Source organism: Lactobacillus sp. B4007 (genome assembly GCF_026535895.1).
GTDB lineage: Bacteria > Bacillota > Bacilli > Lactobacillales > Lactobacillaceae > Lactobacillus > Lactobacillus panisapium.
On record NZ_JAFNPA010000001.1, the window covers coordinates 58929 to 83185 of the forward strand.

Consider the following 24257-nt stretch of genomic DNA (forward strand, 5'->3'; position numbering starts at 1 on the left):
TATTCTATAATAAGATACGCAAAAAAATATGGTTGTTTTTTTAAAAGGAAAATTTATGTTTAATGTTAATAACCCGCACCAATTCTTTCAAACCGATGATGATAACGGCGTTATGGTATGTCGCTGGACGATGGACAAAATCAAGCGCAAAGATGGCAAAGTTTGGTTAATGAACCACTTTTTTATCAATCCTAATGCAAATAAAGCTGAAGTCTTAGATCAAGAAATGCGCGCCGCAATGCTTGTTGCCCAAGAATCCAACTTGAAAATCTGGCCACTTGATCCTTTAATCATCGCATATTTTGCTGAGCATCCCGCATTTGACCAAATTTGGTATCACCGGCCTTGTGCTAACTAATTAATGCAAGAAAAATTAAGTTGAACAAGCCAAAACTGTGCACTTTTTACTAATCTTAATTAGACTACTCTACTTAGTTAAGCTAAAATGGTAGTTATTAACTTAAGGAGGAATATATAATGACTAAAGAAATTACCAATGACGCTATTGCCAATTACACCGCTGATTTGGCTAAGCATCCTAGTTTTAATATTGCCAGTCATGCTGCCCAAGAAAACGGCATCTACAAGGCAAGTCAAAACCTGCAATCAAAGATTGATTTAAACCCAACTTTTTCTGTAGAAATTGAAACTGGTAAGCCAGCTGATCAAAAGCAATCCGGTCGTTGCTGGATGTTCTCTGCCTTGAACACCATGCGCCACCCATTACAAAAGGAATATAAAGTTAAGGACTTTGAATTATCGCAGAACTACACCAACTTCTGGGATAAGTTCGAAAAATCCAACTGGTTCTTTGAAAATGTGATTGCTTCAGCTGATAAGCCACTTGGTGACCGTAAAGTTAGCTTTTTGTTCACTACCCCACAACAAGATGGTGGTCAATGGGACATGCTTTGCGGTTTAATTGAAAAATATGGAATTGTGCCAAAATCAGTTTATCCAGAAACTGCTAACGCAACAAATTCTAGCGCTTTGAATGACACTTTAAACACTTTATTGCGTAAAGATGGGTTAGAACTGCGCGATTTAGTTAACAGTGGCAAGTCCGAAGATGAAGTTGAAGCACGCAAGAATGAATTCTTAAACGATGTTTTCCGGATCTTAGCAATTTCACTTGGCGTTCCACCAAAGAAATTTGACTTTGAATACAAAGATGACGATGGCAACTACCACCGTGAAGCTGGAATTACACCAAAAGAATTCTTTGATAAATACGTTGGCATGAACCTGGAAGACCACGTTTCAATTATCAACTCACCTACAGACGATAAGCCATACCACAAGGTCTTTTCTGTTGAATACCTGGGCAATGTTGTTGGCGGCAGACAAGTTCGTCACCTTAACTTAACCATTAACGAAATGAAAGACCTAATCATCAAGCAATTAAAAGCTGGTGAAGTTGTTTGGTTTGGTTCAAATGTTGGTAAGGATTCCGAAAGACAACTCGGTTTACTCGACACTAACATTTACAAGCGCGATGAATTGTTTGACGTTGATTTCTCAATGACTAAGGCCGAAAGACTTGATTCTACTGAAAGCATGATGGATCATGCTATGGTTATCACAGGTGTCGACTTGGTTGACGACAAGCCAACTAAGTGGAAAATCGAAAATTCATGGGGCGAAAAGCCAGGATTTAAGGGTTACTTCGTTATGAGCGACTCATGGTTTGACTCCTTCGTTTACCAAGCTGTTATCAACAAGAAATTCTTGCCAGATGACATGAAGAAAGAATTTGACGACGGTGCTAAGAACCCAATTCAACTTCTTCCTTGGGACCCAATGGGTGCTTTAGCTTTTAAGTAAAATAATTGGCTAAAAAAATGCGTTACTGCAATTAGTAACGCATTTTTTATTTACCGTAAAAGCTTAATTCATGCTAAGCCAACCTCATTAACAAAACGCATAAATGCGACCTGTCCAACTGGCGTTTGCTTAAAAACACCTGCATCTTCTAAAACACGAGCAAAAACTTGGCCTAATTCATCTTGCAATATCTGGTTTACGTTAGCAGCCTGAATTGGCTGCCGTTCTTTAATTTCTTGGGCCCACTGCAGGTGAATCTGCTTAATAGCATTAGGCTGCCCTAAAAGAAATTTCTTAACCTCGTTCATCTCTGGTACTAGGCGTGGTGGCAAAATCGCTAATCCTAATACTTCAATTAAACCAATATTTTCTTTTTTGATGTGCTGCACATCGGGATGCGGGTGAAAAATCCCAGCCGGAAAGGCAGCTGAAGTTTGGTTATCACGTAAAACGAGGTCTAGGACATAATCACTGCCCTCTTTACGCGCAATCGGCGTAATGGTGTGGTGCTTTTCGCCGGCACTGACGGCACGCACATTAACTGTTTCATCCGAATATGTTCGCCAAGCAGTAAGAATTTTGGCAGCTAAAGAAACCAGTTCTTCCTTGTCTATGCCGCGCAATCGAATCACCGACATGGGCCACTTAACTAGTCCAGCTTTGATGGTGGGAAAGCCGGCAAACTGCAACTTAGTCGCAATTGGAGCCTCATCCATAGGAAAACGGTGCTTGCCGCCTTGGTAATGCTCATGTGACAATATCGAACCGCCCACAATCGGCAAATCGGCATTGCTCCCGACAAAATATCCGGGAAACTGATCAATAATTGTCAATAAGTTATTAAAAGTTGATCGCGCAATTGTCATCGGTTCATGTTTGGCTGAAAGAAAAATACAGTGCTCGTTGAAATACGCATACGGTGAATACTGGAAGCCCCATAATTCACCATTAAGCTTAAAGCGAATAACACGGTGATTTCTGCGCGCCGGATAGTCCGCACGGCCCTCATAACCCTCATTTTCCAGACATAATTGACATAACGGGTACCCAGTTGATTGTGTTCTGGCTGCTTGCGCAATCTTCTTCGGATCCTTTTCAGGCTTAGCCAAATTAATGGTAATCTCTAACTTGCCATACTTACTGGGCGTAACAAAATAGCTATTTTTAGCAATTGCTCGCGTCTTAATATAGTCGCAGCGCTTGCTCAGTTCGTAAAAATTGTTAATGGCTTTACTGGCAGATTTTTGGTAAGTCTGCCAGAAGCGCTTATTAACGACGCTAGGTCGTGGTGTAAGCAAAGCCATTAGATCGGCGCCAATAATTGCCCGTTCAGCGCTATCCCCTTTACATTTACCATTTGCCTGTGCAATTTGAACTAATTCATCTTTTAAATCAAGCAAGTCACTTTTGCTAGTTACCGCGCTGACAGCAGAATCGCCCACCATACTTAAAATTTGGTTTCGCAAATATATTCGATCTAAGTCAGTGTAATCGCTATTGGCAATTACCTGCGTAATAAATGCTTCAACTAGCTTTTGTTCAGCCATTTTTTATCCTATTCATGTAAAATCTTGGTGCCATCAGAGGTGGCAGCTAAATAAAATGATGGTGCATAACCAATTTGGTGCTGGTAGACTGCTGCCACATTTTCTTGAAAGGCTGTCACTTGTTCCTTAGCTACGAGTGCAATCGCACAACCACCAAAACCGGCTCCCGTCATTCGCGCACCTAACACGCCGGGCTGCTTCCAAGCAGTGTGAACCAGCGTATCCAGTTCCTTGCCAGTAACTTCGTAATCATATTCGAGTGAAAGATGCGAAGCATTCATTAACCGGCCGAATTGAGCTAAATTGCCTTTTTGCAAAGCCTTTTCTGCTGCCAGTGTCCGCTGATTTTCCCATACAGCATGTCGGCACCGCTTTAACAGCATTTCATTAGGTAGCAAGTAGCCGTATTCATCAAGTAAATGACCAGTAAGTTCCCCCAAGGCTCTGATATTAAGCTCTGTTTGGAGTATTTTTAATCCTTCTTCACTTTCCTTACGCCGCTCATTATATTTGGAATCCGACAATTCCCGCTTCTTGTTAGTATTCATGATAACGATTAAATTGTTATTTAACTTTAAGGGCACCATTTTATAATGCAATTTACCCGTATCAAGCAAGATAGCCTGATCACGCTGGCCCATTGCCACGGCAAACTGATCCATGATACCTGAATTAACCCCGATAAAATTATTTTCGGTTTTTACGCCAAGCTTGACTAACTCTAAACGGTCAATAGTTAAATTAAACTGGTCCTTCATTATGAGACCAATTAACATTTCCAGCGCTGCCGACGAAGAAAGACCGGCACCATCAGGGATGTTGCCACTAATGTAAATGTTTAATCCGTGATCAAAGTGTGCACCACTTTTAAGCAAATAATGCATCATCCCCTTGGCATAATTAACCCAGGAATCCTTTTTGACGTATTTTAGCTGTGCCAAATCGACCGTTACAATACCGGTTTTAGCAAAATTAGCCGAATAAAAGTTAAACTGTTGATCTGTTCGCGGACTAACTGCACCATAGATGCCTAACGAAATCGCACACGGAAAAACATGGCCACCATTGTAATCAGTATGCTCGCCAATCAAATTAATGCGCCCAGGAGAAAAATAACAGCCTGAGGGTTGGTCATGATAAATATTGGCAAAATCTTGTTTTAATACTTCAAGTTTCATTGCTCCCGCCTTCGCCAAATAATTAAGCGTTATCATTTTTACATTCTAATTATACGGTTTTCCGTTGAGCTCAACAAGTGAATTAATTAGCATAACATTTTCATTTATTCACCACTCAAATACCAAATAAAAAAACGACTTTGCTGTAAGTTGCAAAATCGTTTCTTCTTGTTTTTACCAAATATGTAACAGCCGGTCGGGCTGCAATTTGGTTAAATTAAACTGGTGAACATGCTGCGGTTTACTTTGCGGAAATATTTCCATAAAATCGGCCAGATTCACTAAGCCGGTCGAATATGTCCACACACCCTTTACCTTTTTTATTGGATCAAGCATTTCGTTCCTGATTGGACAAGCAGAAATTAAGAAATGCTTGTGATGAAATTTAAAAACAAAATACGGTAACCGAAAGTCATTAATAATTTCTTCTTTTGTCTTACCAATCGTAACCACATTTCGGTATGTACCATACATTTCAGTAAAGCGGTCATTAAACGAAAAATAAAAATTTGAAATGTGAACATGCGGAAAATCTTCTTCCGCTACCTGGTCAGGAACTGCAACAACGTGAGCAAAATGATCTAAATTACTTTCACGCTGTGATAATGCTTTCCCCAATTGGTTAGGACTAATAACGTGTGCCCATTCCGGAACCGCCAAATTTTCCTGATAATTAATATACATTTGCCTGACCACTTCAGGCTTAACCCAATCATATTGCCTGCGAATTTCATTGCGGTTCAACAAATTGCGCAAGTTCTTATGATACATCAAATCAACGATAAACAATTCATAGCGATAGCACTCAACCCACGGCTTATAATGCTCAATGCTTTCTTCAACGATGTGGGTACTATCGACAATTACTGTTTCGCCACGTTTCATCTTCTCTTCTACGAGGTAGTCCACCACTTTTTCCGTTTGTTCATTTGCATATCGCGGAATTACTTGATGTAAGCAATCGGTATCTTCTTCATAATAGTAAGTTAAATTCGCCAATAATAGCCTTATTTGATCACGGCTAATCGCATAGGGCTGCAAGTGATGACGAGCAATAAATGAAGATTTTCCGGAGCCGGGTGCGCCTCGTAATAAAAATATTTTACGCATACCTATTCTCCAAACTAAGAATGTAAAAACTCTATTTAGTATCGTAATAAATTTTAACATACATCTAGAAGATTCCTCACATCTAACTAAAAATGCGTGGAAATTTTAGCGCAAAATTTCTTTTTTCGTGATTTGTAAATGCTCATCAAAGGTGTAAATAATTGGCTGTGCATTAGGTACTTCAAGCTTAAGAATGTCATGATTGTCAATATGTTCAAGTTTTTTAATTAATGCCCGCAAGCTTGATCCGTGAGCAACAATTAATTGATCCTCACCCTTTAACAACCGGCTTGCAACTTGATCATGATAATAAGGCATTAGCCGCTTTTGCGTCTGGTAAAGGCTCTCAGCCCGCGGCAACCGTTTCCGATCACATTGATCATAGCAAGCCGCTGTCACCTCATCACCTGCTGGCGGAACTTCATAAAACCCGCGGCGCCATCTTCGCACTTGTTCTTCGCCAAAAATTGCCCGGGAAAGATCTTTATTGATCCCCCGCAATTTACCATAATGCCGTTCGTTTAACCGCCAAGTCTTGGTAATTGGCAAATATAAAAAATGACAAGTTTCCGCCACAATATTAGCGGTAATAATTGCTCGTTGCAAAACCGAGGTGTGAATGTGGGTGGGGTAAAAGTCGGGAACCTGCTTAAGCAATTCTCCCGCCGTCTGAGCCTGAATCCGCCCCTTGGCCGTTAATGCAACATCATTCCAGCCCGTATAAACATTAGCAAAATTTGCGGTACTTTCACCGTGTCTAAGAAGCACCAATTTGACCATTTTAGCCCATCCAATGTCTAATTAATAAAAAAATACCAAAAACCGTAAAGATAATGCCTAAAATCATAAAGGGGCCAAAACTACGGCCATTATTTTTATACCGGCGATTAAAGGCATAAGCCATATCATATAACCCAACGATTAAAACAATAATCGCGGTAAATAAACTCACTTCAAACTTCATTTGTTATTCTTCCTCTTCTTGATTGCGATCCGAAACAATCATCTTGTTGTTACGCCCACGCTCACATTCAACCTGAAAGTTGGTGTGATTAATGCCCAAAACCTGCAATTTTCGACTAATCTGCTGGTTAATCTGTTCAATCTGCCTAGCCGTTAAATCAGGAGCAACATTTACGTGAGCATCCAGCATAACGTAACGGTCGCTATAACGCCACAAATGAACGTGATGAATGTTCTTGATTTCGGGAAAAGACAGGACAATCTTATTAACTTGGTCAAGATTAATATCAGGATTAGATTCCATCAAGACGTTAGCGGCCTTCATAGTTAATTCCCAAGCCTCATGAAAAATAAAGAGGGAAACTAGTAAAGTCATTAATGGGTCAATCCAAGTAATGTGCCAAAAGTAAATAAAAATTGCGCCGACAACGACCGCAACACTAGATAAAGCATCACTCATCATGTGAATAAAGGTGGAGCGGACATTAAGATTCTCTTGGCCGTCTTGGTGCATAACGAGCATCGAGATCACGTTGGCCACTAAACCGATAATGGCCACAACCAACATAATTTGCCCACTAATTGCCGTTGGGCTCCAAAAACGTTCGATTGCCTCAATAAATAAAACAATGCTGATGAGCAGTAAAACGATCCCATTGGTAAAAGCGGCGAGCGTTTCAGCACGGTCATAGCCAAAGGTCTTTTCTTTGTTGCTGCCCCGATTACTAATTAAATGCGCCACAAAGGAAATGATAATTGCACCGACGTCACTTAAATTATGCACCGCATCAGATAACAGTGAAAGTGACCCGGAAACAAAGCCACCGATAAACTCTGCAGCAGTGATAATAACATTAAGTGCCGTAACGTAGGCATAACGCTTAGTTGTGTGATCTTTCATATGTTTTTTCCTCATGTAATAGTGTAACAAAAAGTCCTACTTTTGACAGTAGGACCTTACATATCTTCTGCGGCAACATTATAATCGATTATTTCGAATTTGCCATTATTATAGAGTATGCCCCTAGTAACGCTACCGTTATCAGGGAAAATAATATCATGGAGCCCATCGCTTTGGTTCCAATATTTAATTGCTAAAGTTTTAATGAAATCACCGTGCGAAACAATTAACACTCGCTGTTCGTTCCTAGTTAAATCGCCCAAAACCGAAATTGCCCTGACCATCCGGTCATCGAGTTCTTCCTTGTTTTCAGCTAAATGACGGGGATCAGCCTTTTTAGTTGCTTCCCGGAATTCATAGATTCCAACTTGGTTAATAATCTTGGTTACATCCTTTTCGGGACCAATTCCAGCGGCTAAACTAACCTGTTCCCAGGTATTTTGAATATCGTCGCCTTCAAAAGAACCGAAGAAAACCTCCCGAAACTCGGGTAACTTTTTTATTTTACCGATTTCTGATACCTGATTGGCATCCTTCATCAAGTGGACTGTATCAATCGCACGTTTTAAATCGGAAGAATACATATTGTCAAAACGAACTTGACTAAGCGCCTGCGCTGTTACCTTCAGGTCATTAATACCCTTAATTGTTAACGGGGAATCACACCATCCCTGCACTTTGTCCAATTGGTTGAACATTGTTTCGCCATGACGTACTAAATAAATCTCTGTTGCCAACTTGCATTCTCCTTCCATTTAAATAATGTGCATAAACTATAACATATATGCCTTATAAAAGAAATAGGCAGCCTGAATGAAAGCCAGTGCAGCAATGAAGACGCGGACATATTTGGCCGGAACAACCTTCAAAATATCCATGCCTAAATAACCGCCAATAAACATACCAACTGCAAGTGGAATTGCCTGCAGCCAATAAATATGCGAAGTAAAGGCAAAGACGATTAAAGCGACCAAGTTAGCTAGACCACACACCACATTTTTAATTGCGTTCACTACAATAAACTTTTCATTAGTGATATATGTTAGCAAAACTAGGACGATTACGCCACCAGCAGCACCGAAATAGCCCGTATATACGCCCATTGCCAGCAAGGCAGCAATATAAAAAATTTCCTGCCAAAGTGGCCGTTTGTGCGGTTCTAAATTATGGTGCTTGGCAGAAACAATGACCATAACGCCAGAGCCGGCAATAAAAAACGGGACGACTTTTTCAAATACTTTGGAGGGAAAGGACAATAGCAAATAACAGCCTAAAATTGACCCCAAAACGGTGAACATGGCGTAAAAGGCAACTTGTTTCCAATGACCTTTGAGTTCTTTGAATGAAGAAATTGTCGAACCAATCCCGGTCCAAATTAGGGCGGCGTCATTAGTGACGTTGGCATACACTGGCGGAATCCCAACCGCAAGCAGCACGGGATATGAAGCCAGTGATGCCATGGATGCAACTGATGATAATAAACCGCCAGCAATTCCGCCAAAGAAGATAAAAATTATGGTAAAAAAAGATAACATTTAAATTAGGACTTCCTTTTTAGCATTGATATCTATTATAATGCAATTAATATCAAATTAAGAAGGGATTTTTAAATATGGGAAAATTTGACTCTTTAATCTTTGTACCTGAGGGAGCTATCCTCAATGAAGGAGTTGCTGAAAGGAACGCTCTCCGGCAAACATTAGATGAAGTCGCTAGCGGTTTTGGACCAAAACAAAGGATCCAATATGCTGAACTGCTCAGCCAAATCAAGTTTTTAACATTCAGTGATCGGATTGAACTAGTTTTACAGACTTTTTGTCGCCATGAATTGTATTCAGCAAGAAAAATCTTTTATCAGAAGATGAAAGAGCAAAAGCAATTAGTCAAAGATGTTGGGCTATTTCTTGGAGAATTAAGTGATATGGATGATCAAATCAAATTAATTCTGTGCTCCAAGGAAGACCGGGAAACAATCTCCTCGCGCTTGGACGAAAGTGAATTACTCAATTGCTTTTCAGCTGTTTACACTCAGGATGACTTTGTGCAAAGGTTACCGAATGAAGAGGTTCTAACGACAATTGTTCAGGAACAAAATCTTGATCCTGCTACTTGTTTGGTCATTGGAACTGATCTTGCTGATGACATCCAAGGCGCAGAAAATGCTGGTTTAGCTTCTCTTTGGATTGCACCAAGAAATATTAAAACGCCAATTCATCCTAATCCTACTATTCACTTAACCACATTAAGTGATTTGTTGTTTTACCTTGAACTAAGCTAGTTTATAATAAACAATAAAACGGATTGTGAGGTTGCGAAAAATGAAAAAAGCTGCTGTAGTTTTTGCCGATGGCTGCGAAGAAGTCGAAGGCTTGAGTGTCGTTGATGTTTTACGCCGACTAGGCGTTCAAACTGATATGGTTGGACTTACCAGTAAACAAATTAATGGTGATCATCATATTCTATTGACTTGTGATCAAGTTGTGGACGAGCGCCTGCTTGACTATGATGTAGTTGCGTTTCCGGGTGGTAAAACTGGTGCTGAAAACTTACGGGCTAGCGAACAATTGCGCGACCTAATGGCTAAACGGCATGAAAACGGCATGTGGGATGCAGCAATGTGTGCCGCTCCCATAGCTCTCGCAAAATATGGTGTCTTGGATGATGCAGATTATACTTGCTATCCTGGCTTTGATGAACAAACTAAAAAAGATGCCCCAACCGGACATTTTAAAGAAACGATCACGGTGACAGATAATAAACACAAAGTTATTACTAGCCGTGGGCCAGCAACGGCCTGGGCATATGCCTATGCAATTGCTGAAGCACTGGGAATTGATACCCGCGAGATCAAAGATGGCATGTTGTATAATTATTTAGCTGCAAATATTTAAAATTGCGACTAGTTAAAGACGGAACTGAATAGTTCCGTCTTTTTTTATAATAAAATTGCCAAGCCCCCTACTTTCTAACTGTTTAGTAATTAATAACCACAATTTCTTTTCAGAGCTAGAGTTAAAATATGCTAAGATTTACTTGCACGTAAAAATGCAAATAACTAAGCAGGAGGTAATAAAATGTGTACGAGTATTGCTGTGACGGCAGATAACGGAGATGTATTTTGGGGAAGAACAATGGATTTTACCTTTGATCCATTTAAGCCAAGTGCTGATAGCAAAATGACGGCTTATCCCGCAAAATTCGAATTAAAAGGATTGCACCAAAGTTGGACAACTAAATATGCATTCATGGGCATTAATGTTAATAACTCGCTCTTTTTTAACGATGGGATTAACAGTGCCGGTATTGTTGGCGATGCCCAGTACTTGGAAGAAGCTTCCTGGGACACGGCTTCAAACCTTGAAAAACGTGGTTTAAAACCTATTATTGGTGAAGAAGTCGTGAGCTACGTCTTGAGTAATTTTGGCTCTATTACCGAAATAAAAGAGGCTTTCACTCATTTAGGTCAGGAAAAAACAACTTATCCTGATTGGGAAGAAGCCGATACCGGCATCCCTACCCCAATTCCAATGCACTATACTTTTAGCGATGCTGAAGGCCATAGCGTTATTTTAGAACCGGTAAAACAAGGTGCATTTAAGATTTATGATGGTATCGGAGTCATGACTAATAGCCCAGAATATTCGTGGCACCTGGATAATTTACGTAATTATTTACAGTTGACCAACCATAATTTGGGCCACCAACAACTGACTGAAAAGCTAAATATTAAGCAAATTGAGAGTGGTTCCGGCTTAATCGGCTTACCCGGCGATTATACTGCGCCATCGCGTTTTGTACGCGGAACCTATCTTTCCAAGTTTTTAGCGCCATTTCATTCTGATCAGGGCATTACCCAGCTATACAATGTCTTTAAAGCGGTGATGATTCCCCGTGGAATTGAACATCTACAAGAAAATAGCACTAAATGTGATTATACGGGCTACTGGGCAGGTTACGACGTCACTAACAGAAGTCTATATGTCCAGCCTGAAGACTGCCCTACGATGACAAAGTTTACCCTGGATCCGGCGATCACCACTAAGTTAACTGAGCCTATTCAACATGATTTCCAGGTTTTAGAAGCTAAAAAATAATCGCTGAACCCCAAAAATAGCAAAAGAAAAAGGATTAGTAATCGCAATTGACTAAATACTAATCCTTTTTTGCTTGCTAAAAATTAATTGCATAATAATTAATGACCAGCTATATTATTAGTTAACCGTCTACTTTTAATTAACGGAAAGAAGCTAATTTTATGCTAACAGATGCTCATTGCCATTTAGAAAATAATCAAGAACTGGCACATTTGCTCGTCAAAAAACAGATTACAACAATTGTTAATTGCCAGACACCAGAGGAATGGCACATTAACCAAAAACTGACCCGGAACATGGAGCCCCTTAGTTTTGGCATACATCCATGGGATGCTAACAGACTAACCCTGCAAGAGGTATTGCCCTATCTTGAGCAAGCTGACGTTGTAGGTGAAATCGGGCTCGATTCCGTTTGGACAGAAAATAGCTTGGACTGCCAAAAGGAAGTTTTCACTGCACAAATTGAGTGGGCCCAAGCATCTAATCGGCCAGTTATTTTACACACTAAGGGCTGCGAAAAGACCATTTTAGCTACAATCAGGCAATTTCCCAATCGCTATTTAATTCATTGGTACGATTGCAGTAATTACCAGCGGGAATATGTCGATCTTAACTGTTATTTCAGCTTCTGCCTAGCTATTTTAGACGATGCTAACGTAATTAAGCTGGCAAAAAAGGTCCCCTTAAATCGCTTGCTAATTGAGACAGATGGCTTAAGTTCGGTTGAGTGGTTGGAAAATAAACCGGTAAAAGTCGAAGACTACCCTCTTATTTTAGACCAAACACTATCGGACTTAGCGGACTTGCGTCAGGTTGATAAAAATATGCTGGCAAAGCAAGTCGCCGCTAATTTACAACGCTTTTTAGGCAAGTAATAAACTTGCCCCATTAACTACGAATTATTGTTTCAGACTTTTTCTGTTGGAACCGATCAAGAAATAAGGTAGCTACAAACAGAATTAAAGTACCAAGAAGCAAAGTGATTAAGCCATGAGCAAAATTAACCTGCATATTATTAAGATCGTAAGCTGTAGAACCAGAAATAGCTCTGAGCGAGTTAAGGTAAGTGGTAGGTAACCAAGCTGCAAGCGCCCTAATTGGCTCAATAATTACCGTCGCTAAACTGCCCACGGCAACGAGGAAAGTCGCCACCAGCATTGTCGGGAATAAATGCCGAAAAATTCGTGCCAGTAAGTTGACATAAACAGTAATCAGTAAAAATTCAAGTAATTGAATAATAATCGTCTGCGGAATTAGCTTAACTGCTGGAACAACATCCAGCACAGCTTGCCCATTTGTCATTTTGTGAACAATATAAGGATAGTTCATATTGCCCATCCCCAAAATTAGGGATGAGACTAAGAATACTGCTAAATTGAGACCAAGATAAATCAGACTGACAAGCAGTAAGCCCACCCCAATATTAGTTAAGAACTTTTTACCAGAACTAATAGGAATAATGGCGGAAATATCATCACCATCTTTATATGAACTAGTAAACAGATATGACAAAACAAAAATAATGACTAAATTAAATAAAACAGGCCAAAACTTATTATTTAGTTCTAGTAGAAGCTGAATACCCGTCATGTCACTTAAATCCTCATGTGGAATTGGATGTTTTCCTAAATTTGCTAGAAATTGTTTGGTTTGTTCAAGCCAATCTTTCTCTTCATAATTGTTTTCACTCAGTTTTAGCTCATCAGAATCATTATTCGATACTTCATAAACCTGGTGCCAGTGTTTAGCCTGCTCATCCCTAGCTAGCCGGGAATCCTTAGTCGAAACTCTGGCAGCATTTTTTGATTGAGGCTCAATTTTAACCTGGTGAGACTTATTTTGGGCTTCAGCTTTTGGCTTGGAGTCATGAACGACAACGTGATTAGCACTGACGACGCAATTATTTTGTCCTTCAAACAAGGCGCCATTTGTCAGAAAATTCAGATCAAGATCAAGAAAACCAAAAAGTACAATTAACAACACACTAATAATGATTGTTTTGAGATTCTGTTTAACAATCTTTTTGAATTGAAATGAAAAGTACGAGTTCATTTCACCACCTCGTATATCATTTGCTTTTGAAAGACCATCTTATGCAAGTTCGAAACTTCGATACCGCTGTCTTGATGTGAAGTAGCAATCACACACTTATTTTGCTCACTAACTTCTTCGTCAAGCCGCGCATAGACCTTCAAACAAGTTTCTTGATCAAGGTGATTAGTGATTTCATCCATTAAATAATAAGTAGCACCACTAATAAAATACATTGTAATCAGCAATTTTTGCTTCATTGCTTGCGTATATTTTTGAATAGGTACTTTGGCATATTCACTTATCCCTAAAAAAGCTAATTCATCGGTCAGATTGGCATGAGATTGCCACTGATGTTTAACAAACTTCAAATAATCCAAGCTATTAAAGTTTAAATTAAACCAGTCGCAGCTTTCGAAGAAAAATACTTTCTCTTTTGCTCCAGAGTATGGCTGTTCATCAATTAAGACCTCCCCTTTTGCAAAAGGGGTAATATTGGTTATTGCCCGCAAAAAGCTGCTTTGGCAAGTATAATTTTCGGATGTGATTTGATAAAACTGCCCTACTTGAAACTGATAGTTAAAATTAAGTAAGATTGATCGATGATAGTTAATTGATAAGTTATTAATTGTTAGCATTTAGGACTCCTTTAAAAGTAAAAATGATTGGAATAATAACTTGTCTTAGCATCAATTACTGTATTTAACATTCTAATCAGTTAGACAACTTAAAATTACTTTGTTTTAAAATTTCCAAAGTATTTTTACTAAGTGCTAAAATTTATTGTAACTTATTAAGCAAATATAATCTGCAAAATTATCGTTTTTTCAAAATTTAGTTAATAATAAAGTAATTTATTTATTAAATTTGATAGCTAACATAGAAAGCAAATAATGATATTTTAGACGTGAATATTATTATTCCGCTAATCATAAATTAAAAATAATAGTCTTAACTAGTAGGATTAGCTTATAGTGCTAGAATATCAAAATTTAAAATTTTAAAAAAATATCGTTCACTCTGTTGAACAAGTTTGGCATTAATTAGCTATAAGTGTACCATTAACACTGGTTTAGATTACTTCTTTGGTGTAGATCTTCTTAATCCGCTTAAAGCTTTTTTTTAAGTCAGCGACTAGTTGACCAATACCGAGATAATCCAAGCAGGGGAAAAAAACTTGCAGCATACGAGTTTCATCACCCGTTTGGATGTAAAGCAAAACCTCATGAGCAAATTTAAGACGAACTTTTTCAAACGTAAAGGAATAGCCCATATTAATGGTATCAAGTTCTGTAACTAATTTCTTTACCTTGGCAAATTTCCGATAAAACAAAGTGAAAACAGCATTTAAACATGTATTCCATGCAGAATGCTGCCACTGGTCATAGGCTTTTTGCTGGTTTTGGCTAAGCTTCTTGATTAGTAACTTGGTCAAACCGTATATACGGTTACTGGGGAGCAAGCTTAAAGTATTGCCAAAATTATAAACGTCTTCGTAATACCATTCATCAATTTGTGACAGCAACTCTTCGAGTTTCTCCAAATCTTGGGATGAAAATAGATTCTCACCTCTGGCTGCCATTAGATGATGGCAGGCAATTGCAGCTCGGATTAACTCACGCCGACTTGTTGGGTTTTTACGACTTACGGTTAAATATTTTTTAGCAAGTGATCTTAGAACATCATAATTATTTTCTAGATAAGCAGTACTAATATCACTGATATCCAAGTATGCGTTCAGGCTATTTGCTAAGAACTCCTCCGGTCTGATATGCAACCGTTCAAGCATTTTGATAACTTTACTAAACGACATATCACCCATTCCCTTTTCCCAATAATAGAGCGATGATTTTGAAGTAATACCCCGAGAAGTAGTTTCTAAACTAGATCTTTTTTCTTCGCGTAATTGTTTAAATTTTTTACCGTATATTTTATCGTACATGGAGGGACCTCAGATGAAAAAGAACTTATTGAAAAAATTTGTAATGTCGATTTTAATTGGTGACTCAGTTGTTACGATTCCGGCATTAATTATGCATGCAATCGCAGCTAGTAATATTTTCTTAGGCTAATTCAAGCTAACATTTATTTTTTAACAATGTTTAAGCCATTTATGTACTGACAATAAGCCTTTTGGAATTACCTTTGAAGTATAAATTGAAAAATCAGACATTAATTAAAATCAGTACAAATTTACTGCACGATTCTGTTAACTTAAGGAATCGTGTTTTTTTTGTAATTATTTCAATAAGCTAATTGGTTAAAAAGTTTTTCCTAACTAATTATTATGTCATAAAACTAGGAGTTAAACATGTTAGCAGTCTGCCTGAAATGGCTCTAGAACAGTAAATTGAGCTAATACAAACAAAATAGACAATATTTATGCTGATATGAACTCCTAGGTTAGAAGAACTTCGAGGTTTTTATTATAGCTAAATTATCACATTAGGCCTAAAGAATTGAGTTAACATTATGTCATTAATACCGCTAACATTAAATATTTGCTTGCTCTTATTACGAAGCACGGTTTAGCTATTTTAGAACAGCCTTACACTAATTCTCCTAGTAACCATAAGTAATAGATTCTTCAGCGCATATCAATTAGATACGAAACTGCCTAGAGTAATACTTAATTTAGGCTTAAAAAGTAGCGTTATGCTCCACAATTGGCTACTTTAATATCTCAAAACGGGTATAATGTCGTTATAAAACAGAAATGACTAAGATCTTATGACCAAGATATCAAGCATCCGAAACAAGAAAACGAATATTTACGCCAGCAGAACTTTAAATTAACCTTCGAGAACTAATTCATTAAAGATTGACCGGCTTGAACTTAAAATCAAGGATCGTGACAACCAATACTAAAATCAAAGTCATTTATAAATAACACCGGCACCGCTATGGCTATCAACACATTACCCTGGAACTTAGACGACGCGGTTTGCTAATTAATCACAAAAAGTGTAACACTTGAAGAGCAAGCTGAAGCTCTTTGGTGTAGTCAGTAAACAATGGCGCATGTATAACAGCTATTGCGGGACCTAGGGTCAAATTAAGCCCGACTTAATCAAACGTAATGGTCAGAAAACCTACCCGTCACTCCATTCATATGGCTGCAAGCAAGAGGTAATTACTTATTCAATTCATAATCTTAAAACAGATTATGAATATACTAAAATATACTTGGCACAAGCATACAACATTAAATAGCCTAATTTTTATCCAGATCAGGGCTGGCAATACCAGCATTCTCAATTCCAAGCATGGCTAAAAGACCGTAGAATCAAACAGTCCATGTCACGTAAAGACAACTCGTTAGATAACGGATTGATGAAAGGCTTCTTTGGCCTACTTAAATGAAAAATGCCCTGTGGCTTTGAAACCTAGTTTAAGAATCTAAACGAGCTGGAAGAAGCAATCCCAAAATATATCAGTTACTATAATAAACAAAGAATTAAAGTAAAACTAAAAAGACTAAGTCCGATTGAATATCGGGAATTAGTCCTTGTCCTTAGTTAAAATTTATTAGATTGTCCTAATTTTGAGGTTCACATCATACTTGAGGGATTTTTAATTTAGATTAAGTTTTATTCGTTACAATTTACCGGATCATGCTTATGTTAAAAAATAATGGCTTAAGAACTGTAATAGCTACATTACCACCAATTATTACTAGAAGCGCAAGTAACAAAGTTGGTAACTTGTCACTCATAATTTAAGCAAATAATCGCACGAAAGCAACCCAAAATAATATACTCAATGTTTGTAAAAAAGTACTGGTACAATCAGATTGCCAATCGGAACACAACTAATAGTTACTTGAGCGTCATTTAGATAAAAAGTGTTAACAGGATATGATAAACTGCCTGATCCTGAAACTACGTTGCTAACAAAAATATTACTAGGTTTATTAGAATAAAACCACCATCTATTAAAATCACCCCAATGATTATGTCATAAATAGCTAATTTGCCAGGTAAGAGCGGCAATATCCGCACAGTTTTTATTCTGTGATAATACGAATCTGATAGTAGTAGTGTAAGAGTAATGCGTGCGACTAGTGCAAATAAATACGACAAATATTGAGCATTAATTTGAAGCAAAAATTCCCAACCAGTTACTGGCATTTTTTGACTTTCATAAGCTAATGGCTGTTTTCTTAAGTAACCATAAAAACGTACATTTTTTGCAACGCCAAATTTGGCTTGTTGATTACCTATTTCCGAGCTATTTAAATATTGATGCTCCTTTTTCTTCTGTAACCAAATAAGTGTATAAGCTTTCGTAAGATGATTAGCTTTAATCGCTGCTAAAATTGTCTGATTTTGCTTTAAGGTTTGCTTATTAGACAATAAATTTCTTCGAGTTTCTTGGTAATGTAGACTTTTCAGAGAAATTTACATTAATTTAACTTCTAATTTAATATCTTGATGACGTAAATCGGTAATTGCCGTTTGTGTTTCGTGCTCAAGCGTAAAATACGATTCAGTCCGTTTATTCATAAAAAAACAGTTATCAAGATTATGACAATTAAAGAAAAGCATAGAGGATGAAGTTAACCCATAGAATTGGACGTTAACATTATTTCATATTCGCTAAGGCCGTATTCCGACATTCAATCGGAGTGTGGACTTTTAGATTGTGCCTAATTCTAGTTTGATTATAGTATTCGATCCACTTTTCCATCGCCTCCTGCAGCACTTTTTAGTAGGATAGGTATGGGTGTAGTAGTCTAGCTCAACCTTCATGATGTGAAAGAGACTTTGACAGGTCGCCGATTTCAAAAACGTGGTGCTGCCTTAGGGTCTAGCAATATGCTTTGGACTGGTATTGAATGCCTTGGTCGCTGTGAATCGTCATGCAGGCTGGGCGGCTAAAACCTGCTTGAGTCCGTCCAGAACATACTTGGTCTGCGGCCGCTGACTAGTGGTGTAGCAGATGATTTCACCACTGTAAAGATCTTTAAAGGGTGAAAAATATATCCGTTCGCTCATACTCTTATTGCCATAGAGAAACTCGCTGATATCGGTTTCTACCTTTTGATAAAGCCGATTGATTTGTCTTAAACTTTTGTTGGAAGCGATTCTTGGCCTTCTTGCCCTGTGAGGACCGAGGACCCTTGGGGGAGGAAATCTTGAAGTGAATGGCGGTATTTTGATAGGTCTCGTCATAATCTTTTCTCCAATTTAAGACTCGGAGCTTGAAATAACCACCATAATCTTGCAGTGTGTGCCGAATTTTTAAGCCTTGCATCCTAAAGCGCTGGTATTGCGCAGCCCAAGTATCAATTGTTTGATGTGATTCAGCGCCAATTATTTGCGCCAGAGAGCAGGTGCTGTAGACTTCTTTTAGCAAATTAAGAGCTTGTAATTTTTATTCAACGGTAAATTTAACTATAGCAAAACCCTCCAGATAGATTTCGGTTCAATCTAGAGGGTTAACTTCAGGAGTTAGTTTGTTTTTACAAACTTTTTTTAATTGAAAAAACGGTTGAACTCATTCTCTTAACTCATGTAATTCTTGCTCTTTTAATACCAAACGGTGATAATGTTCAACTCTAACCCCGCTGCTATAATGCGATGTCAGAATAATACATTTATTATTCTGAGTAACTTCTTCTTCTAATCGTATATAGAGTTTTAGCAGACTTGTTTCGTCTAGCCTATTAGTAATTTCATCCATTAAATAATACTTGAGCGCCGCTTACAAAGTACATGGCCGCAATCAGCTTCTGTTTCCATCCCAAGTAAATATTTTTGGTACCTTGACATCTTTCAAGAAGTCCAGCTCAGTCTTGATATCGGCAATAGAACCGAATGTTTTAAGGAACTTTATACCCTTTTATTAATAACTCCCTTCGATAAGTAAAGTTCTTATTTTTTAAGATGGTAAATACCTATTACTAAGCATTTTGATAATCCATTAATTGGCTTATTTACCTTACAAGTGGTTTTATTTTAATATGTAAAAAGATCTTTTTCACGAGTCTAATTAAGATTATGCCTGTTTTAAAGAGACACGCTTCAAAATTTTGGTAAATGCAATAGAAAATAGTATACAGACATTAAATCCAGAATTATATTCAAATCGCCAGCGCTAGTTAGAAGTCCATTAATTAACAGTAAGTATAGTGCCAAGAATATAAATATATAGCGAGTGAATAGAACCAATAGAAGTCGCAAAAAACCAATTAGTAAATTAATTACTTGATATACCACGAATTTAATAATTATTGGCTCGTTAAACTTGAAAATGCTCACGACAACACTCAACTTGATGACTGCTTTATAAAGCTTATCGTGGGGAAACTATAAATATGGTAATTATTAATACAATCGACAACTCTATGTACCACCCATTTTAGAATAAATAATTACAAAATTAGTATTTGAAAATGTAAATAAGTTGATTACCTGTCACAAAGATAGATGTATTTTCACTCATATCTACCAAATTAGCGAATCAAGTAATAAACTAGTCAATAACCGATTTAAGGATATTAAATTTGTAAGTGTAATAATGTATAATTATAATTTTAACTGCCAATTAAATATTAACAAATCATCAACTATTATTTTTTACTTTATATACATTCTTAATGCAAATCAATATGATTTATATTATTTAAATCGATCCAAACACTGGAAATCAATACTTCATCTACCTGATATCCTTGAACAAAACCAAAAATATCGGGTTGCAACTTTCCTTCAAAATCAAGTTCTTTAAGTTGAACTGAAACTTGACGATGGTTTGCATAGGCTTTCATTAAAATTTCACTTACAGCTTCTACGGTCATAGTAGATTTTTTATGATTGATAGTTGAACGTTGACTATTACTTTTTTTCATAATCGCGGTATGGTCACTTAGAAAAAATCCTTGCCATTTTTTCATACCACGATCTTGATAGGTTTTAAAAAAATTATCAAGAATTTGATCAAATTCCTTTTGATTAAATTTTTTTTGCATATTTCTCCTCCTTTATATCGAACACATGTTTCAAAAATTATATAATAATTAGACAAATTAGTAAAATTTCCTTTATAAAAAATATTTTAAGCTACCAATATTTATATTTATTAAATTTAACAATTTAGTATATTCTGGATTAGCTTTGCTTATTTATGTATCTTAAATATTAGAAAACTAATAAATATTTTCCTATTTTTTTTCGTCTAAAAATAAGATTTAGTTAAATTGAAGAAATACAAAAAACGTTGAGAAAATGAATTCTCAACGTTCTTTAGATATATCTTAAGAGGTAATTTTAAATTTTATTTTTGTACAATAAATTATTTAAAGTTTTTGCTCTTAATAAATTTATTATTTCCAATTATATAAAATCTTTCCTTATTAATTGAAACTGGCTTTCCATAAGTTTGTAACGTACGATTCTTACTTAGTACTTTTTTACTACTCTTATGTCCATATTTATTATAAATATAAGACCTTACTCTTATTTTTCTCGAAGTTCCTTCTACATTTCCACTTGCAATATATTTTCCTTTACTAAATTCAATGAATTCACGACCATTAACCGATTTTGTTTCACCTAAATTAATTTTTGAACCAGATTTAATGGTTACTCCATTTAGTCTATTTCCTTTATCATCGTAGATATAAGCATTATGCATAACTTCTGCATCTGCTTTAACTCCATCAGCAAGAATATTATTCACTTCTAAAGCACTTGGAGAAAAATTAGCTGCTTTTACATATCGATTAGAGCCAATAATATAATAATGTTTACCATGTATAGAAACTGGATCACCATATGTACCAATTTTAGAATTCTTTGTTAGAACCTTCTTTCCAATACGTTTTCCTTTTTGGTTATAGATATACGCATTCCGTCTTAATGTACGCTTTTTCTGCTCAAAATTATGAACAGCCATATATAGGCCATCATCTATTAAATAAAATTCTCTGTTACCGATTTTTACAGTACCATAAGTTGAAATCATAGAACCTTTTTTAGCAATTAATAGGTTAGCCCTTAAACCATCTTTATCATAAAAGTAGGCATTATGTTTCAACTTTCTATCTACAGATTCACCCTTAACTTGTTCACCAGCACCAGAAGTAGCTGAGTCGGAGCCATTTGAACCTGAGCCATTTGAACCGGAACCGTTTGAACCTGAGCCATTTGAACCGGAACCGTTTGAACCTGAGCCATTTGAGCCGGAACCGTTTGAACCTGAGCCATTTGAGCCGGAACCGTTTGAACCTGAGCCATTTGAGCCGGAACCATTTGAACCTGAGCCATTTGAGCCGGAACCATTTGAACCGGAACCGTTTGAACCTGAGCCATTTGAGCCGGAACCATTTGAACCTGAGCCATTTGAGCCGGAACCATTTGAACCTGAGCCGTTTGAACCTGAGCCATTTGAACCAGAACCGTTTGAACCTGAACCATTAGATCCATCTGAGCCGTTTGAACCATTAGATCCATCTGAGCCGTTTGAACCATTAGATCCATTTGAGCCGTTTGAACCATTAGATCCGTTTGAACCATTAGATCCATTTGAGCCGTTTGAACCATTAGATCCATTTGAGCCGCCAGAACCGTTTGAACCTGAACCACTTGGAATTTGAGCTTTATCTATCTCAAAAAGCCCATTATTAAGTGCATCAGTTATTTGCTGTGAATTACTTGCATTGTTAATCGCATTCTTTGCTACTGAAGCTGCTTTACTTACAGCTATTTTTTCTCTAGCTTTTTCTTCTTCAGACTTACTACTATCTGAATTAATGTTATTTATAGCTCCAATTTGAGCAGTTTCGATTTTAGAGACTGCTTCAGATTTTTGGCTATCTAGAGATTTACCAGGTACATAAGCTGCATCTATTTTACTGATTGAAGCATTTTCTTCATCACTCACTTCTTGTGAAGTTGTTAAACGATTAATCTTATTCTTAGATATTTCAAGTATTGAATTAATTTGTGCAATTTGATCATCTTTGGCAACTTTATTCAATTTTGGATCATTATTAATTACGTTTGTAATAGTTGCTGTTTCTGTTTCTAGTGCTGTTATTGCATCAGATTTTTGAACTGCAAGATCTTTTCCAGGTTTGTATTCAGCATGAATAGCATTAATACCATCAGCATATTCATTTTGAACAGACATAATATTTGGAGCTTGAATTATTCTATCGATAGCTTTTTGTTTTTGAGCTTCAACAGCTGAGACTTGCTGACTCTTAATTAAATCATTAAGGCTAGGATCACTATTAATTTGTCCTTTAATAATTTCTGCTTCATCTGTGATTAATTGCTCAGCATATTTCTTTCGATCACCTAAAGTTACTGGGTCAGTAACATATTGGGCATCAATATTAGTTATACCCCTATTAAGTGCATCTTTAACTTCCTGAGCATTTAAAGCATTATTGATATTCTCCTTAGCAGTTTTACCTTCTTCCTCAACTGCAGTAGATTGTCTTGCTTTAGTCTGCTCATCAAGTGATGAATCATTTTCAATACTGTTCTTTACTTTCTTAATTTCTTGGTCAATCTCTGCCTTAGCATTACTCTTTTGTCCATCTAAGGAAGTTAAGCTTGATTCATAATCATTATCAATAGCTGTAATACCATCATTTTGAATATTAATTATACTCTGAGCATCAGTTGCCGAATCAATTTTTTGTTTATAATCTTGAACATCAGCATCTACTTTAGCCTTTTGAGCAGATTTTTCTTCGTTAGTCAGAGTAGGATCATCAACAATTTGTTTTTTAATTTTAACTGATTCTTGATAAATACGATCCTTTGCATCTTGCTTATATTGATCTAAGCTCTTTTTGCCCGGTTGATAATCATTCTTAATCTTATTAACACCAGTATTTTGAGCATCAAGAACACCTTGGGCATCGCTAGCACTATTTACATTTGCTTCTGCCAGTGCTTCATCATCTGATACAGCTTTAACCTGGTTATTCTTTTCTTCCTCAGTCAAAGATTTATCATTTTGAATCAATGAAATAGTAACTCTAGCTTGTGAGGCAATTATACTCAAAGCATCTGACTTTTGCTCACCTAAGGTCTTTTTACTTGTTTGATAATCATTCTTAATCTTATTAATACCGGTATCTTGAGCATCAAGGATACCTTGAGCATCGCTAGCATTGTTAATATTTGCTTTCGCTTCTGCTTCATCTTTTGCGACAGCTGCCTTTTGAGCATCCTTTTCAGCTTTGCTTAAAGTATTATCTTTATCAATTAACTTATTCGTTGTGCTTGCTTGAGTCTCTATTGCGTTTCTAGCATTGGTCTTTTGCTCATCTAAGCTTGTCTTACTTGAATGGTACTCGCCCTTAATCTTTTCAACACCAGTATTTTGAGCATCAAGGATACCTTGAGCATCGCTAGCATTGTTAATATTTGCTTCCGCTTCTGTCACATCTTTTGCGACAGCTGCCTTTTGAGCATCCTTTTCAGCTTTGCTTAAGGTCTTATCATCGTCAATTAACTTATTCGTTGTGCTTGCTTGAGTCTCTATTGCGTTTCTAGCATTGGTCTTTTGCTCATCTAAGCTTGTCTTACTTGAATGGTGTTCGCCCTTAATCTTTTCAACACCAGTATTTTGAGCATCAAGGATACCT

General features: G+C 37.0%; 23 protein-coding genes and 1 pseudogene. 7 read left to right on the top strand and 17 right to left on the bottom strand.

Annotation, left to right across the window (positions count from 1 at the left end; all coding sequences use genetic code 11):
• Window positions 1-55: 55 nt before the first annotated feature.
• Complete coding sequence (locus tag J3U54_RS00330; protein WP_267384307.1) at window positions 56-358, top strand: hypothetical protein; 303 nt, start codon at window positions 56-58, stop codon at window positions 356-358.
• Window positions 359-477: 119 nt separating this feature from the next.
• The gene (gene pepC, locus J3U54_RS00335; protein ID WP_220234723.1) at window positions 478-1824 is read left to right on the top strand and encodes a C1 family peptidase; all 1347 of its coding nucleotides are present in this window, start codon (window positions 478-480) and stop codon (window positions 1822-1824) included.
• Window positions 1825-1892: 68 nt separating this feature from the next.
• Here the strand turns inward: pepC and galT are convergent, their stop codons facing one another.
• The 8 genes from galT to J3U54_RS00375 all read right to left on the bottom strand — a co-directional run bounded on the left by galT (window position 1893) and on the right by J3U54_RS00375 (window position 9058).
• Window positions 1893-3371, bottom strand: coding sequence for a UDP-glucose--hexose-1-phosphate uridylyltransferase (gene galT / locus J3U54_RS00340; protein WP_267384316.1), 1479 nt, complete (start codon window positions 3369-3371; stop codon window positions 1893-1895).
• An 8-nt stretch (window positions 3372-3379) separates the two neighbouring features.
• Complete coding sequence (locus J3U54_RS00345) at window positions 3380-4549, bottom strand: galactokinase (RefSeq protein WP_267384318.1); 1170 nt, start codon at window positions 4547-4549, stop codon at window positions 3380-3382.
• A gap of 174 nt (window positions 4550-4723) precedes the next feature.
• Entirely contained in the window at window positions 4724-5659 is a 936-nt protein-coding gene (locus tag J3U54_RS00350; RefSeq protein ID WP_220220012.1) for an AAA family ATPase, read from the bottom strand.
• Window positions 5660-5764: 105 nt separating this feature from the next.
• Window positions 5765-6439, bottom strand: a complete 675-nt coding sequence (locus tag J3U54_RS00355) for a 2,3-bisphosphoglycerate-dependent phosphoglycerate mutase (RefSeq protein WP_220220013.1) — start codon at window positions 6437-6439, stop codon at window positions 5765-5767.
• Window position 6440: 1 nt separating this feature from the next.
• Window positions 6441-6623 (bottom strand): DUF308 domain-containing protein, encoded by a 183-nt coding sequence (locus J3U54_RS00360; RefSeq protein WP_103752432.1) that lies wholly within the window; start codon window positions 6621-6623, stop codon window positions 6441-6443.
• A 3-nt stretch (window positions 6624-6626) separates the two neighbouring features.
• A complete protein-coding gene (locus J3U54_RS00365) occupies window positions 6627-7523 on the bottom strand; it encodes a cation diffusion facilitator family transporter (RefSeq protein ID WP_267384325.1) in 897 nt (298 codons plus the stop codon).
• 56 nt (window positions 7524-7579) lie between these two features.
• The gene (locus J3U54_RS00370; protein ID WP_103752430.1) at window positions 7580-8260 is read right to left on the bottom strand and encodes a histidine phosphatase family protein; all 681 of its coding nucleotides are present in this window, start codon (window positions 8258-8260) and stop codon (window positions 7580-7582) included.
• 36 nt (window positions 8261-8296) lie between these two features.
• Entirely contained in the window at window positions 8297-9058 is a 762-nt protein-coding gene (locus tag J3U54_RS00375) for a sulfite exporter TauE/SafE family protein (protein WP_267384328.1), read from the bottom strand.
• 77 nt (window positions 9059-9135) lie between these two features.
• Between J3U54_RS00375 and J3U54_RS00380 the strand changes: the two genes are divergently transcribed.
• The 4 genes from J3U54_RS00380 (at window position 9136) to J3U54_RS00395 (ending at window position 12492) form a co-directional block, all read left to right on the top strand.
• Window positions 9136-9801, top strand: a complete 666-nt coding sequence (locus J3U54_RS00380; RefSeq protein WP_103752428.1) for an HAD family hydrolase — start codon at window positions 9136-9138, stop codon at window positions 9799-9801.
• A gap of 40 nt (window positions 9802-9841) precedes the next feature.
• Complete coding sequence (locus J3U54_RS00385; RefSeq protein WP_267384330.1) at window positions 9842-10414, top strand: DJ-1 family glyoxalase III; 573 nt, start codon at window positions 9842-9844, stop codon at window positions 10412-10414.
• 183 nt (window positions 10415-10597) lie between these two features.
• The gene (locus J3U54_RS00390) at window positions 10598-11617 is read left to right on the top strand and encodes a linear amide C-N hydrolase (RefSeq protein WP_267384332.1); all 1020 of its coding nucleotides are present in this window, start codon (window positions 10598-10600) and stop codon (window positions 11615-11617) included.
• A gap of 161 nt (window positions 11618-11778) precedes the next feature.
• Window positions 11779-12492 carry a TatD family hydrolase gene (locus tag J3U54_RS00395; RefSeq protein WP_267384334.1) on the top strand — a complete coding sequence of 238 codons (714 nt, stop codon included), beginning with the start codon at window positions 11779-11781 and terminating at the stop codon, window positions 12490-12492.
• A gap of 13 nt (window positions 12493-12505) precedes the next feature.
• Here J3U54_RS00395 and J3U54_RS00400 read toward each other — a convergent pair whose 3' ends face one another.
• The 3 genes from J3U54_RS00400 to J3U54_RS00410 all read right to left on the bottom strand — a co-directional run bounded on the left by J3U54_RS00400 (window position 12506) and on the right by J3U54_RS00410 (window position 15590).
• Window positions 12506-13669: a hypothetical protein gene (locus tag J3U54_RS00400; RefSeq protein WP_267384336.1), complete on the bottom strand. Its 1164-nt coding sequence runs from the start codon at window positions 13667-13669 to the stop codon at window positions 12506-12508.
• Window positions 13666-14286, bottom strand: coding sequence for an ATP-binding cassette domain-containing protein (locus tag J3U54_RS00405; protein WP_267384337.1), 621 nt, complete (start codon window positions 14284-14286; stop codon window positions 13666-13668). The genes J3U54_RS00400 and J3U54_RS00405 overlap by 4 nt, the downstream gene beginning before the upstream one ends.
• A gap of 434 nt (window positions 14287-14720) precedes the next feature.
• The gene (locus tag J3U54_RS00410) at window positions 14721-15590 is read right to left on the bottom strand and encodes an Rgg/GadR/MutR family transcriptional regulator (protein WP_103752422.1); all 870 of its coding nucleotides are present in this window, start codon (window positions 15588-15590) and stop codon (window positions 14721-14723) included.
• Between the two features lie 1460 nt (window positions 15591-17050).
• On the opposite strand from J3U54_RS00410, the pseudogene J3U54_RS09100 reads away from it, so the two are divergent.
• Window positions 17051-17170: pseudogene (locus J3U54_RS09100) on the top strand (IS3 family transposase); the annotation flags it as partial.
• 359 nt (window positions 17171-17529) lie between these two features.
• Here the strand turns inward: J3U54_RS09100 and J3U54_RS00415 are convergent.
• The 6 genes from J3U54_RS00415 to J3U54_RS00435 form a co-directional block, all read right to left on the bottom strand.
• Window positions 17530-18003 carry a hypothetical protein gene (locus tag J3U54_RS00415; protein ID WP_220234733.1) on the bottom strand — a complete coding sequence of 158 codons (474 nt, stop codon included), beginning with the start codon at window positions 18001-18003 and terminating at the stop codon, window positions 17530-17532.
• Window positions 18004-18232: 229 nt separating this feature from the next.
• On the bottom strand, window positions 18233-18352 hold the full coding sequence (locus tag J3U54_RS09105) for an IS3 family transposase (RefSeq protein ID WP_416381963.1): 120 nt from the start codon (window positions 18350-18352) through the stop codon (window positions 18233-18235).
• Window positions 18353-18507: 155 nt separating this feature from the next.
• Complete coding sequence (locus J3U54_RS00420) at window positions 18508-18645, bottom strand: hypothetical protein (RefSeq protein WP_267384340.1); 138 nt, start codon at window positions 18643-18645, stop codon at window positions 18508-18510.
• Between the two features lie 4 nt (window positions 18646-18649).
• Window positions 18650-19006, bottom strand: coding sequence for a hypothetical protein (locus J3U54_RS00425; RefSeq protein WP_267384342.1), 357 nt, complete (start codon window positions 19004-19006; stop codon window positions 18650-18652).
• A 1240-nt stretch (window positions 19007-20246) separates the two neighbouring features.
• Window positions 20247-20621, bottom strand: coding sequence for a hypothetical protein (locus tag J3U54_RS00430; protein WP_103752417.1), 375 nt, complete (start codon window positions 20619-20621; stop codon window positions 20247-20249).
• A gap of 323 nt (window positions 20622-20944) precedes the next feature.
• Window positions 20945-24257 (bottom strand): DUF1542 domain-containing protein (locus J3U54_RS00435; RefSeq protein ID WP_267384345.1); only part of this gene is annotated, 3313 nt, incomplete at its 5' end.

What these genes read in the sequence shown, in the direction of transcription:
- J3U54_RS00380 (WP_103752428.1), top strand. Translation starts at nt 9,136, where the DNA reads ATGGGAAAATTTGACTCTTTAATCTTTGTACCTGAGGGAGCTATCCTC.
- J3U54_RS00360 (WP_103752432.1), bottom strand. Translation starts at nt 6,623, where the DNA reads ATGAAGTTTGAAGTGAGTTTATTTACCGCGATTATTGTTTTAATCGTT.
- J3U54_RS00405 (WP_267384337.1), bottom strand. Translation starts at nt 14,286, where the DNA reads ATGCTAACAATTAATAACTTATCAATTAACTATCATCGATCAATCTTA.
- J3U54_RS00430 (WP_103752417.1), bottom strand. Translation starts at nt 20,621, where the DNA reads ATGCAAAAAAAATTTAATCAAAAGGAATTTGATCAAATTCTTGATAAT.
- J3U54_RS00350 (WP_220220012.1), bottom strand. Translation starts at nt 5,659, where the DNA reads ATGCGTAAAATATTTTTATTACGAGGCGCACCCGGCTCCGGAAAATCT.
- galT (WP_267384316.1), bottom strand. Translation starts at nt 3,371, where the DNA reads ATGGCTGAACAAAAGCTAGTTGAAGCATTTATTACGCAGGTAATTGCC.
- J3U54_RS00365 (WP_267384325.1), bottom strand. Translation starts at nt 7,523, where the DNA reads ATGAAAGATCACACAACTAAGCGTTATGCCTACGTTACGGCACTTAAT.
- J3U54_RS00420 (WP_267384340.1), bottom strand. Translation starts at nt 18,645, where the DNA reads ATGAGCGAACGGATATATTTTTCACCCTTTAAAGATCTTTACAGTGGT.
- J3U54_RS00385 (WP_267384330.1), top strand. Translation starts at nt 9,842, where the DNA reads ATGAAAAAAGCTGCTGTAGTTTTTGCCGATGGCTGCGAAGAAGTCGAA.
- J3U54_RS00390 (WP_267384332.1), top strand. Translation starts at nt 10,598, where the DNA reads ATGTGTACGAGTATTGCTGTGACGGCAGATAACGGAGATGTATTTTGG.
- J3U54_RS00355 (WP_220220013.1), bottom strand. Translation starts at nt 6,439, where the DNA reads ATGGTCAAATTGGTGCTTCTTAGACACGGTGAAAGTACCGCAAATTTT.
- pepC (WP_220234723.1), top strand. Translation starts at nt 478, where the DNA reads ATGACTAAAGAAATTACCAATGACGCTATTGCCAATTACACCGCTGAT.
- J3U54_RS00330 (WP_267384307.1), top strand. Translation starts at nt 56, where the DNA reads ATGTTTAATGTTAATAACCCGCACCAATTCTTTCAAACCGATGATGAT.
- J3U54_RS00375 (WP_267384328.1), bottom strand. Translation starts at nt 9,058, where the DNA reads ATGTTATCTTTTTTTACCATAATTTTTATCTTCTTTGGCGGAATTGCT.
- J3U54_RS00410 (WP_103752422.1), bottom strand. Translation starts at nt 15,590, where the DNA reads ATGTACGATAAAATATACGGTAAAAAATTTAAACAATTACGCGAAGAA.
- J3U54_RS00400 (WP_267384336.1), bottom strand. Translation starts at nt 13,669, where the DNA reads ATGAACTCGTACTTTTCATTTCAATTCAAAAAGATTGTTAAACAGAAT.
- J3U54_RS00395 (WP_267384334.1), top strand. Translation starts at nt 11,779, where the DNA reads ATGCTAACAGATGCTCATTGCCATTTAGAAAATAATCAAGAACTGGCA.
- J3U54_RS00345 (WP_267384318.1), bottom strand. Translation starts at nt 4,549, where the DNA reads ATGAAACTTGAAGTATTAAAACAAGATTTTGCCAATATTTATCATGAC.